General features: G+C 44.0%; 12 protein-coding genes. 4 read left to right on the top strand and 8 right to left on the bottom strand.

What is annotated here, in order from left to right:
• Positions 1 to 241 precede the first annotated feature (241 nt).
• From AC5RDS_RS06485 to AC5RDS_RS06450, 8 genes are all read right to left on the bottom strand, one after another.
• Positions 242 to 577, bottom strand: a complete 336-nt coding sequence (locus AC5RDS_RS06485) for a hypothetical protein (RefSeq protein WP_013612984.1) — start codon at positions 575 to 577, stop codon at positions 242 to 244.
• A gap of 175 nt (positions 578 to 752) precedes the next feature.
• Complete coding sequence (argH, locus tag AC5RDS_RS06480) at positions 753 to 2,090, bottom strand: argininosuccinate lyase (RefSeq protein ID WP_013612983.1); 1,338 nt, start codon at positions 2,088 to 2,090, stop codon at positions 753 to 755.
• Positions 2,091 to 2,188: 98 nt separating this feature from the next.
• Entirely contained in the window at positions 2,189 to 3,229 is a 1,041-nt protein-coding gene (locus tag AC5RDS_RS06475) for a M20 family metallo-hydrolase (protein WP_013612982.1), read from the bottom strand.
• Between the two features lie 10 nt (positions 3,230 to 3,239).
• Complete coding sequence (gene argB, locus AC5RDS_RS06470) at positions 3,240 to 3,995, bottom strand: acetylglutamate kinase (protein WP_118102559.1); 756 nt, start codon at positions 3,993 to 3,995, stop codon at positions 3,240 to 3,242.
• Positions 3,996 to 4,058: 63 nt separating this feature from the next.
• The gene (locus AC5RDS_RS06465) at positions 4,059 to 5,231 is read right to left on the bottom strand and encodes an aspartate aminotransferase family protein (protein WP_013612980.1); all 1,173 of its coding nucleotides are present in this window, start codon (positions 5,229 to 5,231) and stop codon (positions 4,059 to 4,061) included.
• A gap of 54 nt (positions 5,232 to 5,285) precedes the next feature.
• Complete coding sequence (argC, locus tag AC5RDS_RS06460) at positions 5,286 to 6,245, bottom strand: N-acetyl-gamma-glutamyl-phosphate reductase (protein WP_118108264.1); 960 nt, start codon at positions 6,243 to 6,245, stop codon at positions 5,286 to 5,288.
• Positions 6,246 to 6,263: 18 nt separating this feature from the next.
• Positions 6,264 to 7,451: an argininosuccinate synthase gene (locus AC5RDS_RS06455; protein ID WP_046404366.1), complete on the bottom strand. Its 1,188-nt coding sequence runs from the start codon at positions 7,449 to 7,451 to the stop codon at positions 6,264 to 6,266.
• A gap of 16 nt (positions 7,452 to 7,467) precedes the next feature.
• A complete protein-coding gene (locus AC5RDS_RS06450) occupies positions 7,468 to 8,079 on the bottom strand; it encodes a GNAT family N-acetyltransferase (RefSeq protein ID WP_013612977.1) in 612 nt (203 codons plus the stop codon).
• A gap of 366 nt (positions 8,080 to 8,445) precedes the next feature.
• Here AC5RDS_RS06450 and AC5RDS_RS06445 point away from each other — a divergent pair, with 366 nt between their 5' ends.
• The 4 genes from AC5RDS_RS06445 (at position 8,446) to AC5RDS_RS06430 (ending at position 15,414) form a co-directional block, all read left to right on the top strand.
• Positions 8,446 to 9,951, top strand: a complete 1,506-nt coding sequence (locus tag AC5RDS_RS06445) for a glutamine synthetase family protein (protein ID WP_013612976.1) — start codon at positions 8,446 to 8,448, stop codon at positions 9,949 to 9,951.
• 122 nt (positions 9,952 to 10,073) lie between these two features.
• Positions 10,074 to 10,802 (top strand): head GIN domain-containing protein, encoded by a 729-nt coding sequence (locus AC5RDS_RS06440; RefSeq protein WP_013612975.1) that lies wholly within the window; start codon positions 10,074 to 10,076, stop codon positions 10,800 to 10,802.
• Between the two features lie 117 nt (positions 10,803 to 10,919).
• Positions 10,920 to 11,744, top strand: a complete 825-nt coding sequence (locus tag AC5RDS_RS06435; protein ID WP_095074715.1) for a hypothetical protein — start codon at positions 10,920 to 10,922, stop codon at positions 11,742 to 11,744.
• 451 nt (positions 11,745 to 12,195) lie between these two features.
• Complete coding sequence (locus AC5RDS_RS06430; protein ID WP_337584436.1) at positions 12,196 to 15,414, top strand: PDZ domain-containing protein; 3,219 nt, start codon at positions 12,196 to 12,198, stop codon at positions 15,412 to 15,414.
• Positions 15,415 to 15,874 lie beyond the last annotated feature (460 nt).

The following is a 15,874-nucleotide window of genomic DNA, read 5'->3' as shown; positions in this document are numbered from 1 at the left end:
TTCTAATTCTTCCTTTGCCAGGTCGTGTTAACGTGAGATGCAGGGTTTTGTGGCGGAAGACCATTGGAGCAGGAACGAGGGTCAGGTTAGGTTTTCCGAACGCCCGACCGGTGGTGTCTGAGCGAAGCGAGTTCCGCCGGTCAGTGAAGGAAAGCCTAACCTGACCGTTCCAAGCGAACCAATCTGACGGCACAAAACCCGGAATCGGAATAGAATAAACCTACATTTTAGGTATCAGAAACTATATCAAGGCAACCATTTGTACGGTTTTAACGGTTTCCTGACTCAGATATTCCCCATCCGCCGTGTAATAAACGATCAATTTATTGCGATCGCCTTTCAGAATCAGTTTATAGACCGAATTCTCTTCAAAAGAAAACTGTTCAATAGCGTAAGCGACATATTTTGAAATCACAGCCGACTTGACAGCCTGGGGCAATTCTGTCCGTACTTCGTTCTTTTTTTCCACTTTCTGGAGTAAGGATTCTGAAGTAGGGACCAGATCTACGGCAAATGCAGATAATGTAAACGCCCCAACCACAATAGCGATCCATAATGTTCTCTTTATATTTTTCATGCTCCTTGTCTTTTAAAGTTTTTTCTGTTTTATATAGAAGACAAGAAAAATATATGCCACAAAAAACAGCAATGGTCAGAGCGGATACAAAAGCCTAAAAATCAAATCATTATCCCAAACGATATATTTCAAAAAATGGGGAATCGATTCCCCAACAGTGTGGAAAAGTGTGGAACTATTCCATTAATTCTGCTTCTGCCCGCCACACCTGCTCCGGCTTCCATTCCGAACTATGGCGTTCAAATTTCTCCCGAATCTGCTGCAAACACAGATTGCCGATACTTCCTTCATGGGTATGATGTAAAGGCCGGGAAGTATCCCCCCTATATTCTCCGAGCTGCACTTTTTCAGCGACCATCCGGTAAGCTTCGCGAAAAGGAATCCCCGCAGCGACTCTGTCATTTACTTCTTCAACCGTAAAGAGATAACTGTATTTTTTATCCTGAAGAATCAGCGGATTCAATTCGATTTCTTTCAACACCATCTCTGTCATAAACAGACAATCGGTCAGTTCTTTAAATGCCGGCAAATATATCTCCTTACTCAACTGCATATCCCTGAAATACCCGGAAGTCAGGTTCGCACAAAGCATAGCCATCTGTGTAGGCAGAGACTGAATCCGGTTGGTCTTCGCCCGGATCAACTCGAAGATATCCGGGTTTTTCTTATGAGGCATAATACTGGAACCGGTGGTAAACCGATCGGGAAGTCTGAGAAAACCAAAATTTCCACAAGCAAACAAACACACGTCTGCAGCCAGTTTCCCCAGTGTCGTCGCAACAGTAGCCAAAGCAAAGAGTACATTTTTCTCCATTTTCCCTCTTTGCATCTGGGCGTAAACTGAATTATAAGCCAGATCGCCGAATCCCAATAACCGGGTCGTCATCGTCCGGTTTAAAGGTACAGAAGAACCATAACCGGCTCCCGATCCCAAGGGATTGGTATTGACCATATCGTAAGCAGCTTTCAACATCAACAGGTCGTCTGCCAAAGACTCCGCATAAGCGCTAAACCACATGCCGAATGAAGAAGGCATAGCGATTTGCAGATGGGTATACCCCGGCATCAGAATATCTTTGTTGGCTTCTGCCTTTTCCATAAGCAAATGAAACAAGGAGGTCACCTGTTGCAGCACATCGATCAAGGCAGTACGGGTAAACAGTTTCAGATCGGTCAGTACCTGATCATTACGGGAACGCCCTGTATGAATCTTTTTACCGGCTTCCCCACACTTTCGGGTGAGGAGGCATTCTATTTGCGAATGGATGTCCTCTATCCCCGCCTCTATATGAAATTTTCCCTGTTCTATTTCAGCGAAGATATCTTTCAACCCTTGCGCCAAATCTTTCAATTCACCATCGGAAATCAGCCCGATATGATGCAGCATTTTTAAATGAGCCATATTACCTAATACATCGGCTTTCGCCAACATTACATCCAACTCTCTATCTTTACCGATCGTAAATTCTTCGGTGAAACGATCGATGTCGTATCCTTTATCCCAAAGTTTCATATGAGTATCATTTTAATTTTAACGATCCCCTGTCAGCCTCCCTCCCAGATCATTTTCCGGAGGATACCAGTAGGGTAACCGACCGATTATACATAGGCTTAAAAACAAAAGCCATCCAACAATTTAACAAAGAGCATGATTCCTTCCTCTATTTCATCCAATCCGATATATTCATCGGCCGTATGGCTACGGGCACTGTCCCCCGGTCCGATCTTCAGCGACGGATAAGGGATAACGGCCTGATTGGAAGTTGTAGGCGATCCGTAGGTTTTCAAGCCTAAATCCTTACACCGCAATACGATCGGGTGATCGATAGGAATAGCCGAAGAGTTGAGAGAAAAAGAACGGGGCCGGACTTCACTTTTCACATTTCTGCGAATCGTCTCGTAAATATCGGAATTCGTATAATATTCATTTACCCGGATGTCTACCATAAACCGGCATTCAGCCGGTACAACATTGTGTAAGGTTCCGGCTTCGATTCCGGTCACAGTCATTTTTACTTTACCTAATAAAGGAGATTCCTTCCCGAAGCGGTAGGACCTGAACCATTCGATATCGGATATCGCTTCGTAAATAGCATTCAGTCCTTCATTTCTTGCCGCATGTCCGGATTTTCCTTTCGCGACACAATCGACGACCATCAAACCTTTTTCAGCAATAGCTGCCTGCATGCCTGTGGGCTCACCGATCAGGGCCAAATCGATTTTACCTAAGTTGCCGACAATACGCTGTATGCCATTTTTTCCGGTATTCTCCTCCTCTGCCGACTCGAGACAAACCAGATTATAGGCCTGTTTCTTTTCTGCCAATTGTAGAAAAGCGGCCATCATGGCAACTACACTACCACCGGTATCGTTACTCCCCAAGCCGTATAATTTTCCATCTTCCACTACGGCAGTAAACGGATCTTTCTCCCAGTTTCCATTCGGCCGAACGGTATCCAAATGAGCATCCAGCAGAATCGTCGGTTTTACCGGATCGAAATTCCGGGATTTTACCCATACGTTATTTCCACTTCGTTCTGCGGAATATCCATGTTCTACCCACGTAGCTACCATCAAATCGGCTACCCGTTCTTCATTCCCGCTGAACGAAGGAATAGAAATCATTTTCTTTAAAAGTTCTATGGTCTCCATATTTCGTCTTTTATCTTAAAACCGTTCCCCCGTCCAAATGGCAGGGATCCGTCAAACGCACCGATTTTACTCCGGCCTTTATAGTTTTAAAAGCATTATCGAGTTTAGGGATCATCCCTGCATGAATCGCTCCTTGTTCCAAATATCCGGCATACTTTTCTTTATCGAGCACCGGGATCACCGAATCCGCATCGTTTACATCCAGCAATACGCCGGGTTTATCGAAACAAAATATCAATTCGGTATCATCGATCCGACTCAGAGCAACCGCCACAGCTCCGGCAACACTATCGGCATTGGTATTTAAGAGTTGTCCCGCTCCATCGTATGTAATCGGAGAAATGACCGGCATCACCTGCCGATGCAACAGACCGGCCAAAACCCCGGTATCCACGCGATCGATATCTCCGACAAATCCCCAATCGATTTCTTTCACCTCCCGCTTATGTGCCAGAATCACTTTTTGGTCACATCCTGACAGGCCGCAGGCATTCACATTCCGTACCTGTAAAGCTGCGACCAGTTTTTTATTCGCCCATCCGGCATAGGCCATCACGGCAACCTCCAGGGTTTCCCGGCCGGTAATCCGCCGGCCATCGATCATACGGGTCCTGATCCCCAAACGCGCAGACAATTGTCCGGCCATACTTCCCCCTCCATGTACCAATACACTATCCCGGTAGCAGGCGGATAATTCATCACACAAACCGTTCAATACAGCATCGTTCTCGATCAGTTTACCACCGATTTTTATTATTCTGATCATAAAGAATTTATTAAGTTTATAAAGTGATCCGTACCCCGAAGACACCAGGCTGCCAGGTACCGATCAGCGACTACAGGTCTCGCCGACCTTCTCCTGTAACCGAGCCATCCCATTGTCCATCGTTTGCCGGAAAGCCTTCAAAAATTCATCCACTTCTTTCCGGGTAATGATCAAAGGCGGAAGTAAACGAAGGGTATAATTTCCACTATATCCTGTCATTATCCGGTGTTCGGAGATCAATCTCTTCCGGACCTCTTCCTGTGAAATTTTCACGTCTACTCCTATCATCAAGCCTTTTCCCCGTACTTCCTTCACCCCCGGCATATTCTTCAATTCCTGAATCAGATATTTCCCCAAGCCGGCAGCATTATTGACCAAATATTCTTGTTGTATAACCTCCAATACTGCCAGAGCAGCGGCACAAGCCAGATGATTTCCGCCGAAAGTAGTCCCGAGCATTCCTTTACGGGCTTTAATCTTAGGCGAAATCAACAAACCACCTATCGGAAAGCCGTTGCCCATCCCTTTAGCCATCGTGATGATATCCGGTAAAACACCGGCATGCTGATGAGCGAAGAATTTACCTGTACGCCCATATCCGGATTGTACTTCGTCTACAATCATCAGAGTACCTGTAGAGGTGCAAAGTTCGCGCATCGACTGCAAGAAACCGGTATCAGGCATTTGTATACCACCGACTCCCTGTATACCTTCGACAATCACAGCAGCATAAGCACCGGTCTCCAGCTCGCTTTCCAATGCCTTCCGATCGTTCAATCCAATAAAAGTCACCTCATGACATCGGTTCAAGGGTGCTTGAATGGCCGGATTATCCGTCACCGCCACCGCCACACTCGTCCTACCGTGAAACGCAGCTCTCATAGCCAGTATTTTGGACCGGTCTGTAATGAAAGAGGCCAGCTTCAACGCATTTTCGTTCGCTTCGGCTCCACTATTGCAAAGGAATAAGTTGTATTCCGGATAACCGGAAACTTTTCCCAATAGCAAAGCCAATTCATCCTGTAAAGGATTCCTCACCGCATTCGAATAAAAACCGATCCGATTCAGCTGGCGAGTCATTTTCTCCACATATACCGGATGGCTGTGACCGATGGAAATCACGGCATGTCCTCCATAAAAATCAAGATATTTATCCCCATTTTTATCCCAGAGGTAAGCTCCTTTGGCTTTTACCGGTTCCAAATCCAATAAACTATAAACTTCGAATAATCCCATAATAAAAAAGGTAAAGGTAAAAAGCTGAAAGAAACATCGCTTCCAGGCTTTCAGTCAAAAATAGTTGGCCTTCAGACGGAGACCGGTTGTTTCTTCCAGGCCAAAAAGCAAGTTCATATTTTGAACTGCCTGGCCGGAAGCCCCCTTCAGCAGGTTGTCGATCACTGAAGTGATCAGCATTTGTTCGCCTTGCTTAGAGATATGAATATAGCAGTAGTTCGTATTCACTACTTGTTTCAGATACAACGGTTCGTCAGAGACATATACAAAAGGATGTGTATTATAATAAGCTTTATAAAGGGCTGTAATGCCTTCGATCGTAATATCCGTACGAATCACCGTATTGACCAGTATCCCCCGGGTATGGCACCCCCTCACCGGTACAAAAGCCAAATCGGGGAAGCCTTTTGCTCCTGCTCTCACCAAAGTCTCCCGGATTTCATCCAAATGCCGGTGGGTGAAAACCTTATAATTGGAGAGATTATTACAACGATTACTGAAATGAGTATCTGCTGTCGGCTTTTGGCCGGCACCGGTCGATCCGGTAATCCCCACAACAGTAATCTCTTCCGGTAAGCGCCCGATCGAAGCCAACGGAATAAGTCCCAGCTCGATGGCTGTAGCGAAACATCCCGGGTTAGCTACATATCGCCCCTTTCTAATCTCTTCACGGGACAACTCAGGCAGGCCATAAATAAAACCGTTGGACTCCTTTTCCAAACGAAAATCATTCCCAAGGTCGATAATCTTCACATTTGCAGGGATCGGATGAACATTCAGAAATTTTCCCGACACCCCATGTCCCATACAGAGAAAGAGTACGTCAATATCTGAAAAATCGATATCCGAGAAAACAAGCCGGGAATACAACAAATCTTGATGTACTTTATATACCGGCAATCCCTGGTGGGATTCACTCTGAATATATCTGAGTTCTGCTCCGGGGTGACCGATCAGTATCCGGATCAATTCCCCCGCTGTATAACCGGCAGCTCCGGCAATTCCTACTCTCATTGCAATTTATTTTCAGGGTTATAATCCATTTACTACATTGTATATCCGCAAAGGCATCGACAATATTTTAGTAAAGCCTTTCACATCGTCTGCTGTCCAGGCCTTATTCATTTCACCATACTCGGCAAATCCCGAATTCATGAGATCATGTTCCGACTCGATACCGATCAGATCGAAATGATAAGGCCGAAGGCGAATGAATACTTTGCCGCTTACTTTTTGCTGACTATTTTCTAAAAATCTTTCAATATCCCTCATCACAGGCTCTGAGTACATCGCTTCGTGGAGGAACATCCCGTACCAATTACCCAGTTGTTCTTTCCAATATTGTTGCCATTTCGTCAGTGTATGTTTTTCGAGCAATTCGTGTGCTTTAATGATCAGCATCGGAGCAGCAGCCTCAAACCCTACCCGTCCTTTAATCCCGACCAGGGTATCTCCCACATGGGTATCCCTACCGATCGCCCAGGCGGCACCGATCTCTTCTATTTTACGAATGGCAGCGATCCGGGAAATTTTCTCCCCGTTTACTCCTACGATCTCTCCCTGCCCGAATTCCAGCTCAAGTGATTCACAACCTTCTTTCACGAGAGAAGAAGGATAAGCCTTATCCGGTAAATTCGTATTGGAATGTAAAGTTTCTTTTCCCCCGACAGAAGTTCCCCATATACCTTTGTTTACCGAATATTCCATTTTCTTCCAATCGGAATGGACACCATGGGCTTTCAGGTACCCGATCTCCGTTTCCCGGGAAAGTCTCAGATCGCGTGTAGGAGTAATTACTTTCATCTCCGGGGCAAAAACAGCAAAACACAAATCGAAACGCACTTGATCGTTTCCTGCTCCTGTACTCCCGTGAGCGATATATTGTGCTCCCACTTTTTTTGCATAGTTCACGATAGCCAATGCCTGGAAAGTCCGTTCGGAGCTCACCGATACAGGGTAGGTTTTATTCCGCAAAACATTACCGAACACCATATAACGGATACACTTCTCATAATAATCCTCTGTCACATCCAGGTTAACATGTTCCTTCGCCCCCAATGCATAAGCTTTTTTTTCGACAGTTTTCAGCTCGGCTTCGGTAAATCCTCCGGTATTTGCCAAAGCGGTATATACTTCCAGGCCCAATTCTTCACTCAGGTATTTTACACAATAAGAGGTATCCAATCCTCCGCTATAGGCCAGTACTACTTTTTCTTTCATGGTTTTATCCTGACTATTAAATCACTTTTTTCAACAATTTTACAATCCTGTTGCTTTGTTTTTTCTCTTCCAGCTTTTTATCCGCTTCTCTTTTTGCAGCAACTTCGGGATCGTACACCATACCGGTACACAAGCATTTCGTCATATTCGTCCGGAGCAGGATATCATAATTGACACAGGATTTACATCCCGCCCAAAACTGTTCGTCGTCCGTCAGTTTAGCAAAGGTCACCGGTACATATCCCAATTCGGTATTGATACGCATCACTTGTTCACCGGTCGTCAAACCGAATAATTTTGCATGGGGGAACTTTTTTCTGGACAAATCGAAAGCAGCTTTTTTGATCCGCTTAGCGACTCCCATTCCCCGGTAAGACGGCTTTACAATCAATCCTGAATTAGCCACAAACTTTTCATGTCCCCAGGATTCGATATAACAAAATCCTACAAACTCTTCCCGGTTTAGAGCAATAATCGCTTTTCCCTGATTGATTTTATCGGCGATGTATTCGTCGGTTCTTCGTGCAATACCCGTCCCCCGGGCTTTTGCAGCCTCATCAATGGTATCGTTTATTACTTTTACATACTTCAAATGCCCGACCGAAGCAACCATAACATCTATTTTCATCTCACCTGAAAATTTTAATGATTTATATTGATATTTCTAAATTGTGCCTGAACGAACCTCTTCATTCAAACAACAGGACAAAGATATGCATAAATATTTATTATAAACAAATATTTATGCAATTATTTCATCACCATCCCGGAAAAACACTTGAATATAATCGAATTATTATTTAAAATAAATGCATAATTATCCACAAATCAGATTTATACCTTCTTTTTTTTCCCGTCATTTGCCGAGAAGAAGAGCGACAAAAACTAACAATACCTAAAAATAAAAGAATTTTAACTTATAATTTGTTACGCAAACGTTCTCGATTTAGAAAAATTTTCATAGTTTTGCTCCGTAACCGTTAACAAAAGATTTATGGAAGGAAATACGATACTTAATCCCAATCCACTGGTGAAATTCTTGAATAAGCCTCAAAAAGAGTTCACCAAAGCGGATATTATTCGATATGTGACGAAAAACGATATTGAAATGATCAATTTTCGTTATGCCGGAGCAGACGGACGATTGAAAACACTGAACTTCATTATTAACAGCCTGGAACACCTGGATAGCATTCTGACCTATGGTGAACGGGTGGATGGATCCAGTTTATTTCCTTATATACAGGCCGGTTCAAGCGATTTATACGTGATACCCCGTTACCGGACTGCCTTTTTGAACCCTTTCAGTGATATTCCTGCACTAGACATTCTTTGCAGTTACTATACGAAAGACGGTAAACCTTTGGAGAGCGCTCCGGAGTATACCCTTCGCAAGGCACACGAAGAGTTTAAGAAAGTTACCGGTATGGAATTTCAGGCTATGGGGGAACTGGAATATTATGTCATCAGCGAGAAAGAAGACTTATTCGAGACACCGGATCAGCGAGGATACCATGAATCTATGCCTTTCTGCAAATGGGCCAATCTCCGAAAGGAAGCAATGCGTGCCATCGCACAAGCGGGAGGACAAATCAAATACGGCCATTCTGAAGTCGGGAATTTCACGATCGGTAACTTGCAATACGAACAGAATGAGATCGAATTTTTGCCGGTCGATATAGAAGAAGCTGCCGACCAGTTGGTTATCGCCAAATGGATACTCCGGACACTTGCTTATCAATATGGGGTAGACCTGACCTTCGCACCCAAGATCACGACAGGAAAAGCCGGAAGCGGATTACATATCCATACCCGTCTGATGAAAGAAGGAAAAAACATGTATATCGAAAACGGTCAACTTACGGAAGCGGCCAAAAAAGCTATTGCCGGTATATTGGAAATAGCTCCTTCTTTGACAGCTTTCGGTAATACAAATCCGACATCTTATTTTCGTCTGGTACCGCATCAGGAAGCTCCGACCAATATCTGCTGGGGCGACCGTAACCGTTCGGTGCTGGTACGTGTACCTCTGGGTTGGACACAGGGAGCCAATGAAATGATCACCGATGCCAATCCTCTCGAGCAAGCAGGCCATGCAGACCTGAGTACTAAACAAACCATAGAATTTCGTTGTCCGGACGGATCGGCCGATGTGTATTTGTTATTAGCCGGACTTGCAGTAGCCGCACGGCATGGTTTCGAAATGCCCGATGCCCTCCCATATGCAGAGGAACGGTATGTCAATGTCAACATTTTCGACGATGCCCATAAGCATATAGCAGAACGATTGAGCCATCTACCGACTTCTTGTGCAGAATCGGCCGAATGCCTCGCTAACCAAAGAGCCATATATGAAGCTCAGGGCGTTTTCAGTGCCAGCTTAATCGATGGAATGATCGACAAACTAAATTCATATCACGATAAAACCTTACGGCAAGACATCAGTAACCATCCTGAAAATATTCAGGCACTGGTGAAGAAATTTATCAATGCCGGATAAACTTATAACCAATTACTACTATCTATACCACAAACTTGAGAGACTGCCGGCAACGGCAGTTTTTTTATTCTCACCGAACCCGGATCCGGATAAAAGCGTTAAACAGAGAAAAATTCAACGCTATGAAAATTTATAAACGACCGGGATTATTACTTTTAGTTTTCTATCTGACTATTTCTGCTGTCTGGGGGCAGAAAAATGTAAAAGGTTCGGGATATGTCCTGACACAACAGCGTGAAACAGCAGATTTCACCAGTATCGAAATTTCCCGGGGAATCGATGTCGCTATCGTCCGGGGAGAAATGGAACCGATCACCGTAGAGGCTGACGATAACCTGTTTTCTTATATTAAAACTACGGTCAAAAACAAGGTATTAAAAATTTATATTCCGGACAGCGTAAATATCGTCAAATACGCTTCGATGAATGTATTGATCAGTATGCCGACCCTCGGGAGTCTGAAAGCCTCCAACCATTCCAGAATAGATGCCTGGCCTCAAATCTGGAACCTCCGGACAATCCGTCTGGAAGCAACAACCGGAGGCCAGATCCGGATCAGACTAAAAGCCGAAGATATTCAGGCAGAGGCACGCACCTCCGGAATCCTGGAGATCAAAGGAGAAGCCCAAAACTTACAAGCCATTTTGAAAACAGCAGCCCGTCTGGAAGCCCGGGAATTGGAAACTCAAAATGCGGACATCCAATTATCCATCGGAGCCAAAGCCGAGATACAAGTAAACCAACGGTTGACCTATGATTTATACGGGCATTCCCGCTTGGTTATAAAAGGGAATCCACAAATCGAAAATTCACATAATCATTCAGGAAGCAGAATCATAAAAGAAAAATAGTTAACCTAGAAAGTTGTGTATTTTGCTTAAAAATTATTGTCTTTAAAAAAGTGAACCGGAAAAACATTGATAATCCGTTAAAGATAGTATATGTTTGCAAACAAAATACGGAGTCGCATGAGCAAACCTATCTTTCTCACTTTTATACTGACACTGATAATTTCATGTGCAACCCACACCCCTAACCCGTCTTCATGGCTAGACAAGCGATCTACACCGGTAACTCAGGATTCGATCTGCCGTCTCATCAGCTATTGTCAAACCCAAGCCAATATCGGAATACAACATGGAAATTATGCCGAAGCCCTTTATTGGAAAGACGAAACCCTCCGATTGAAAGACACCCTCCTTTCAGTCCGGAATTCATCCGGCATCTCCCATACCCCGATGATAAACTACTCGCAAATCCTGTTACTCATCATCATTTGCCTATTTACTTTTTCCCTTATCTCTCTTTTCCTTTACTTCCGCCACCGGAAATTGAAAGTCCAGTATGAAAAATTATCCGAAACAATCAAACACCGGGAATGGAGTTTTATGATGACAAAAGAATTCATCACCGAAAATCATATTGCCTATGATGAACTGGAACGCCTGCTAAATCGGGAAAAAAGCCTCCATCATTTATCTTCGGAAAGTTACAAAAGACTTTACGAAGCTTTAATCCAGCAAAAAGCAAATTCTTCCGGGCGACTAATCTACCGGTTGACGAATTTTGACGGTAACTTCAGTATCCGGTTTCAACGCATGTTTCCCGAATGTAATACAGACGAATTATTATTAGCCAGTATGATTCACCACCAGTGGAGGATGACAGACATGACCACCATTTTCCACGCAAGCCCCGAAGCCCTGCGAAAGAGAAAAAACCGACTGGCGCATAAAATCTCGACGAAACTTCAAAAAGAAATCGATCTGGATGAGTTTCTGAAAAATTTATAAACTGGATTTTCTAACCGATAAAAAGATTAAAATTGGGTAGACAAAAGCAAATTGAAATGGAGTGTCCACCCATTTCAAAAACATCAAACACATATTTATCAATTATTTAACTAAACATTATTTCTCTATTTGTCCACCACAATGTCCGAAACCGATATTCAAAAAAAAATAGATTTCACCTTACCTTTGTCAGGTTACAAACCATTCTACGGATACAACAAAAATTTAGTTATCGAACGATCATAATCATAGGATTTGTCGGTTGACCCTCCCAAGTCGTAAACCGACCAAAAAACGAACCTTTCGTTTTCTGCAGAGCATAAAATTACAGGGATATTCTCACCAAGCTTTTTTTTCTCTTTGTAATTATTTATTATGACTCTGCAGTTTTTATTTCTTTATATTAAATATTCATTGTTATCTTTGTGTTCAAACCTATAATTCATCACACATGAGAACTTTTATATTCACATTCATTTGTTTTCTGATCGTATCGATCGGCAAAGCAGAAGAAGCACGTTTAATCCGCTTTCCCCATATCAACGGTAAACAGATCGTTTTTTCGTATGCCGGCGATTTATACACGGTAAGCGATCAAGGAGGAACAGCCCGCAAATTAACTTCGGATATCGGATACGAAATGTTTCCACGTATTTCACCGGATGGAAAATACATTGCATTCACCGGGCAATACGACGGAAATACAGAAGTATTTGTGATCCCTTCGGCAGGTGGTATTCCCCGGCGTCTGACCTATACCGCAACCCTGAACCGGGATGATTTAGGCGACCGGATGGGCCCTAACAACATCGTCATCGGCTGGACCCCGGACAGCAAACATATCCTGTTCCGCACCCGGCAATTCACTTTCAACGACTTTACCGGACAATTAATGACTGTTCCCGCCGAGGGAGGAGAAGCTGTCGAAATCCCCCTCAAAAACGGAGGCTTCGCATCTTATTCCCCGGATGGGAAAAAACTGGCTTACAATTATGTATTCAGAGAATTCCGTACCTGGAAAAGATATCAGGGAGGTATGGCCGACGACATTCGGATTTATGATTTCGACACACACCAATCACAGAAAATAACAGACGAAATCCGCCAGGATATCATTCCCATGTGGTCCGCAGACGGGAATAAAATATACTTCATTTCCGACCGGGACGACATCATGAATCTCTATGTTTATAACTTATCGGATAAGACTACCCGCCAATTAACCTTCAACAAAGACTACGACATCAAATTCCCAGCCCTGGGAGGAGATCAGATCGTATATGAACAAGGCGGTATCCTCTATAAATTCGACACCCGGACCGAAAAGGCTTCCCCGATTCCTGTCGAGATCGATAACGACCAAAATTGGGCGCGACCGGAATGGAAGGATGTCAGCGGACAAATCAGCAGAATGGACGTTGCCCCCAACGGAGAACGGGTTGTCGTCGCCGCCCGGGGAGATATTTTCACCCTACCGGCAAAATCCGGTATTACCTATAATCTGACCAATTCCTCAAATGCCAACGACCGCAATCCGCAATGGTCGCCGGATGGAAAATGGATCGCCTATATCTCGGACAAAAACGGAGAATTCAATATCTGGCTGAGAGATGCTTTTACCGGAGAAGAAAAAATGCTGACGAAAGATTTGAAAACCTATATCTTCGATCTGAAATGGGCTCCCGATTCCCGCTCCATTCTTTGGAGTGAAAAAAAGAATACCCTTAATCTGACTCAGGTAAGCGATGGGAAAACCGAAGTTATCGCCAGTTCCGGTGTCGGACCGATCAACTCGTTCAACTGGTCACAAGATAGCCGGTATATCACCTACATCCAACCGGGAAAAGAGATGGATAATATCATCATTTATGACCGGAATAGCAAAGAAAAACATCAAATGACCGACGGTTGGTATAATGTCAGTTCACCGAATTTCAGTAAAGACGGTAAATACCTGGTTTTCGTATCTGCCCGTACCTTCAACCCGACCTACAGTAGTACGGAATGGAACCATGTGTACAACAATATGAATAAAATATACATTTTGCCTCTTACCCAAGATGCCACCATTCCCTTTGCTCCGGAAAACGACAATCCGAAAGCTCCCCAACAAACACCGACCACCAGGGAGACCAAGAAATCCAAAGCAACGAAAGAGCATCCGAAAAATGAATACGACTATACGAATATCGCCAACCGGATTATCGAACTACCAGTCTCAGCAGGAAATTACCACGATCTGCATATGATCGGTAATCAGGTTTATTTCAACCGTTATGGTAATACCAGTATATATAACCTGAAAGACCGGAAGGAAACAGATCTGAATAGCCGGATCATTTTCGGTCCGGGTTATGAAAAAGCAATTGCACAATCAGGCAGGGCTTTTCAGGTCATCGACATCCCTAATGCCCCGGTAAGTGTAAATCACCCGATTTCTACTTCGGACCTGAAAAAATACATCGACTATCATCAGGAATGGATGCAAATCTACAATGAAAGTTGGCGGCAAATGCGAGATTTCTTCTACGCTAAAAATATGCATGGAGTAGATTGGCAAGGAGTGTATGAAAAATACAAAGTCCTGATTCCTCATGTCAATCACCGGACAGACCTCACTTATGTCATCGGAGAAATGATCGGAGAACTGAGTGTCGGCCATGCTTATTCTGCCAACGGTGAACATCCGACACCCGCAAGAATCCCGATGGGCTTGTTAGGCGCCCGTTTCAAAAAAGATCCTTCGGGTTATTTTAAAGTGACCAAAATCATAGAAGGAGCCAACTGGAACGAAGCGACCCGTTCGCCCCTGACTATGCCCGGCGTGGAGGTAAAAGAAGGTCATTATATTTTGGCCATCAACGGCAAATCGCTGAAAGAAACCGAGAATCTCTTTAGCGAACTGATCGGCAAAGCTGGCAAAACGGTAGAACTCACAGTGAATACCCGGCCTGAAACAGCAGGAGCCCGCCAGGTATTAGTAACCCCACTCAGCGACGAATCGCAACTTTATTATTACAATTGGGTACAAAATAACATCAGGAAAGTGAGTGAAGCCACCAACGGAGAAGTAGGTTACATCCATATTCCGGACATGGGTGTCGACGGGCTGAACGAATTCGTCAAGCATTATTACCCGCAATTGGGTAAAAAAGCCCTGATCATCGACGATCGGGGCAATGGCGGTGGAAATGTATCTCCGATGATTACCGAGCGCCTGATGCGTACCCCTCATTTTTATACGATGCATACCAACCAGACTTCGGGTTCGGTAAGTCCGGTAGGCACTTTCCTCGGACCGAAAGTGTTATTGGTAAACGAATACTCGGCATCCGACGGAGACCTGTTCCCCTATCGTTTTAAATTCAATAAACTGGGTACGGTCATCGGCCACCGGACATGGGGAGGAGTAGTCGGTTACAGCGGCACCATTCCGGTAGTCGACGGAGGTTCTATCGTCACCCCCTCCTATGCTCCTTTTGCAGCTGACGGTAGCGGCTTTATCATCGAAGGTCACGGGGTAGATCCGGATATTCTGTTGGAAAACGATCCTTACCTGGAGTTCAACGGCGAAGACCAACAATTGAACAAAGCCATCGAAGTGATCCTGGAAAAACTGAAAACCGAAAAGAAAGAAGTCCCGGCAATACCGGAATTTCCCGTAAAATAAAACATCGGATTTCAAATTAAAATATCTCCTGCAGATGTTCTATTTATCCTCCTCAAATACAGAACTCTGCAGGAGATTTTTGTACCTATTCGTCTCCGGTGTTATCATTGCATGGCAAGCTAAACCGGAGCTGAAAACCATAAATTTCAATGAAAGAAGGTTTCCTGATCTCTTATATTAGAATCAGATTTAAAATCAATTTCTTACAGAAAACTATTCCGAGCGGGTAACTCAGCTATCCATACATCCGGTTAGGTTTAAAGTACCCCCTTCATAAATAATTGCTAATTTTGAGCCGACAGAACTTATTGACATGTCACAGGACATCGAAATTCTCCAGTTTCTTTTTGCCGTCAAAACTTATTTTTAATCGTTTTTTCACCCACAGCTTCAGGTAAGAGCCTGAGGAAGACAGTTCTTTGCCATATAGTAAATAAGTCAACTGCCCTTTACTGAAGCG

Source organism: Odoribacter sp. (genome assembly GCF_985060555.1).
The sequence above is the reverse complement of the archived record's forward strand: the minus strand, read 5'-3'. Positions and strand labels throughout refer to the sequence as shown.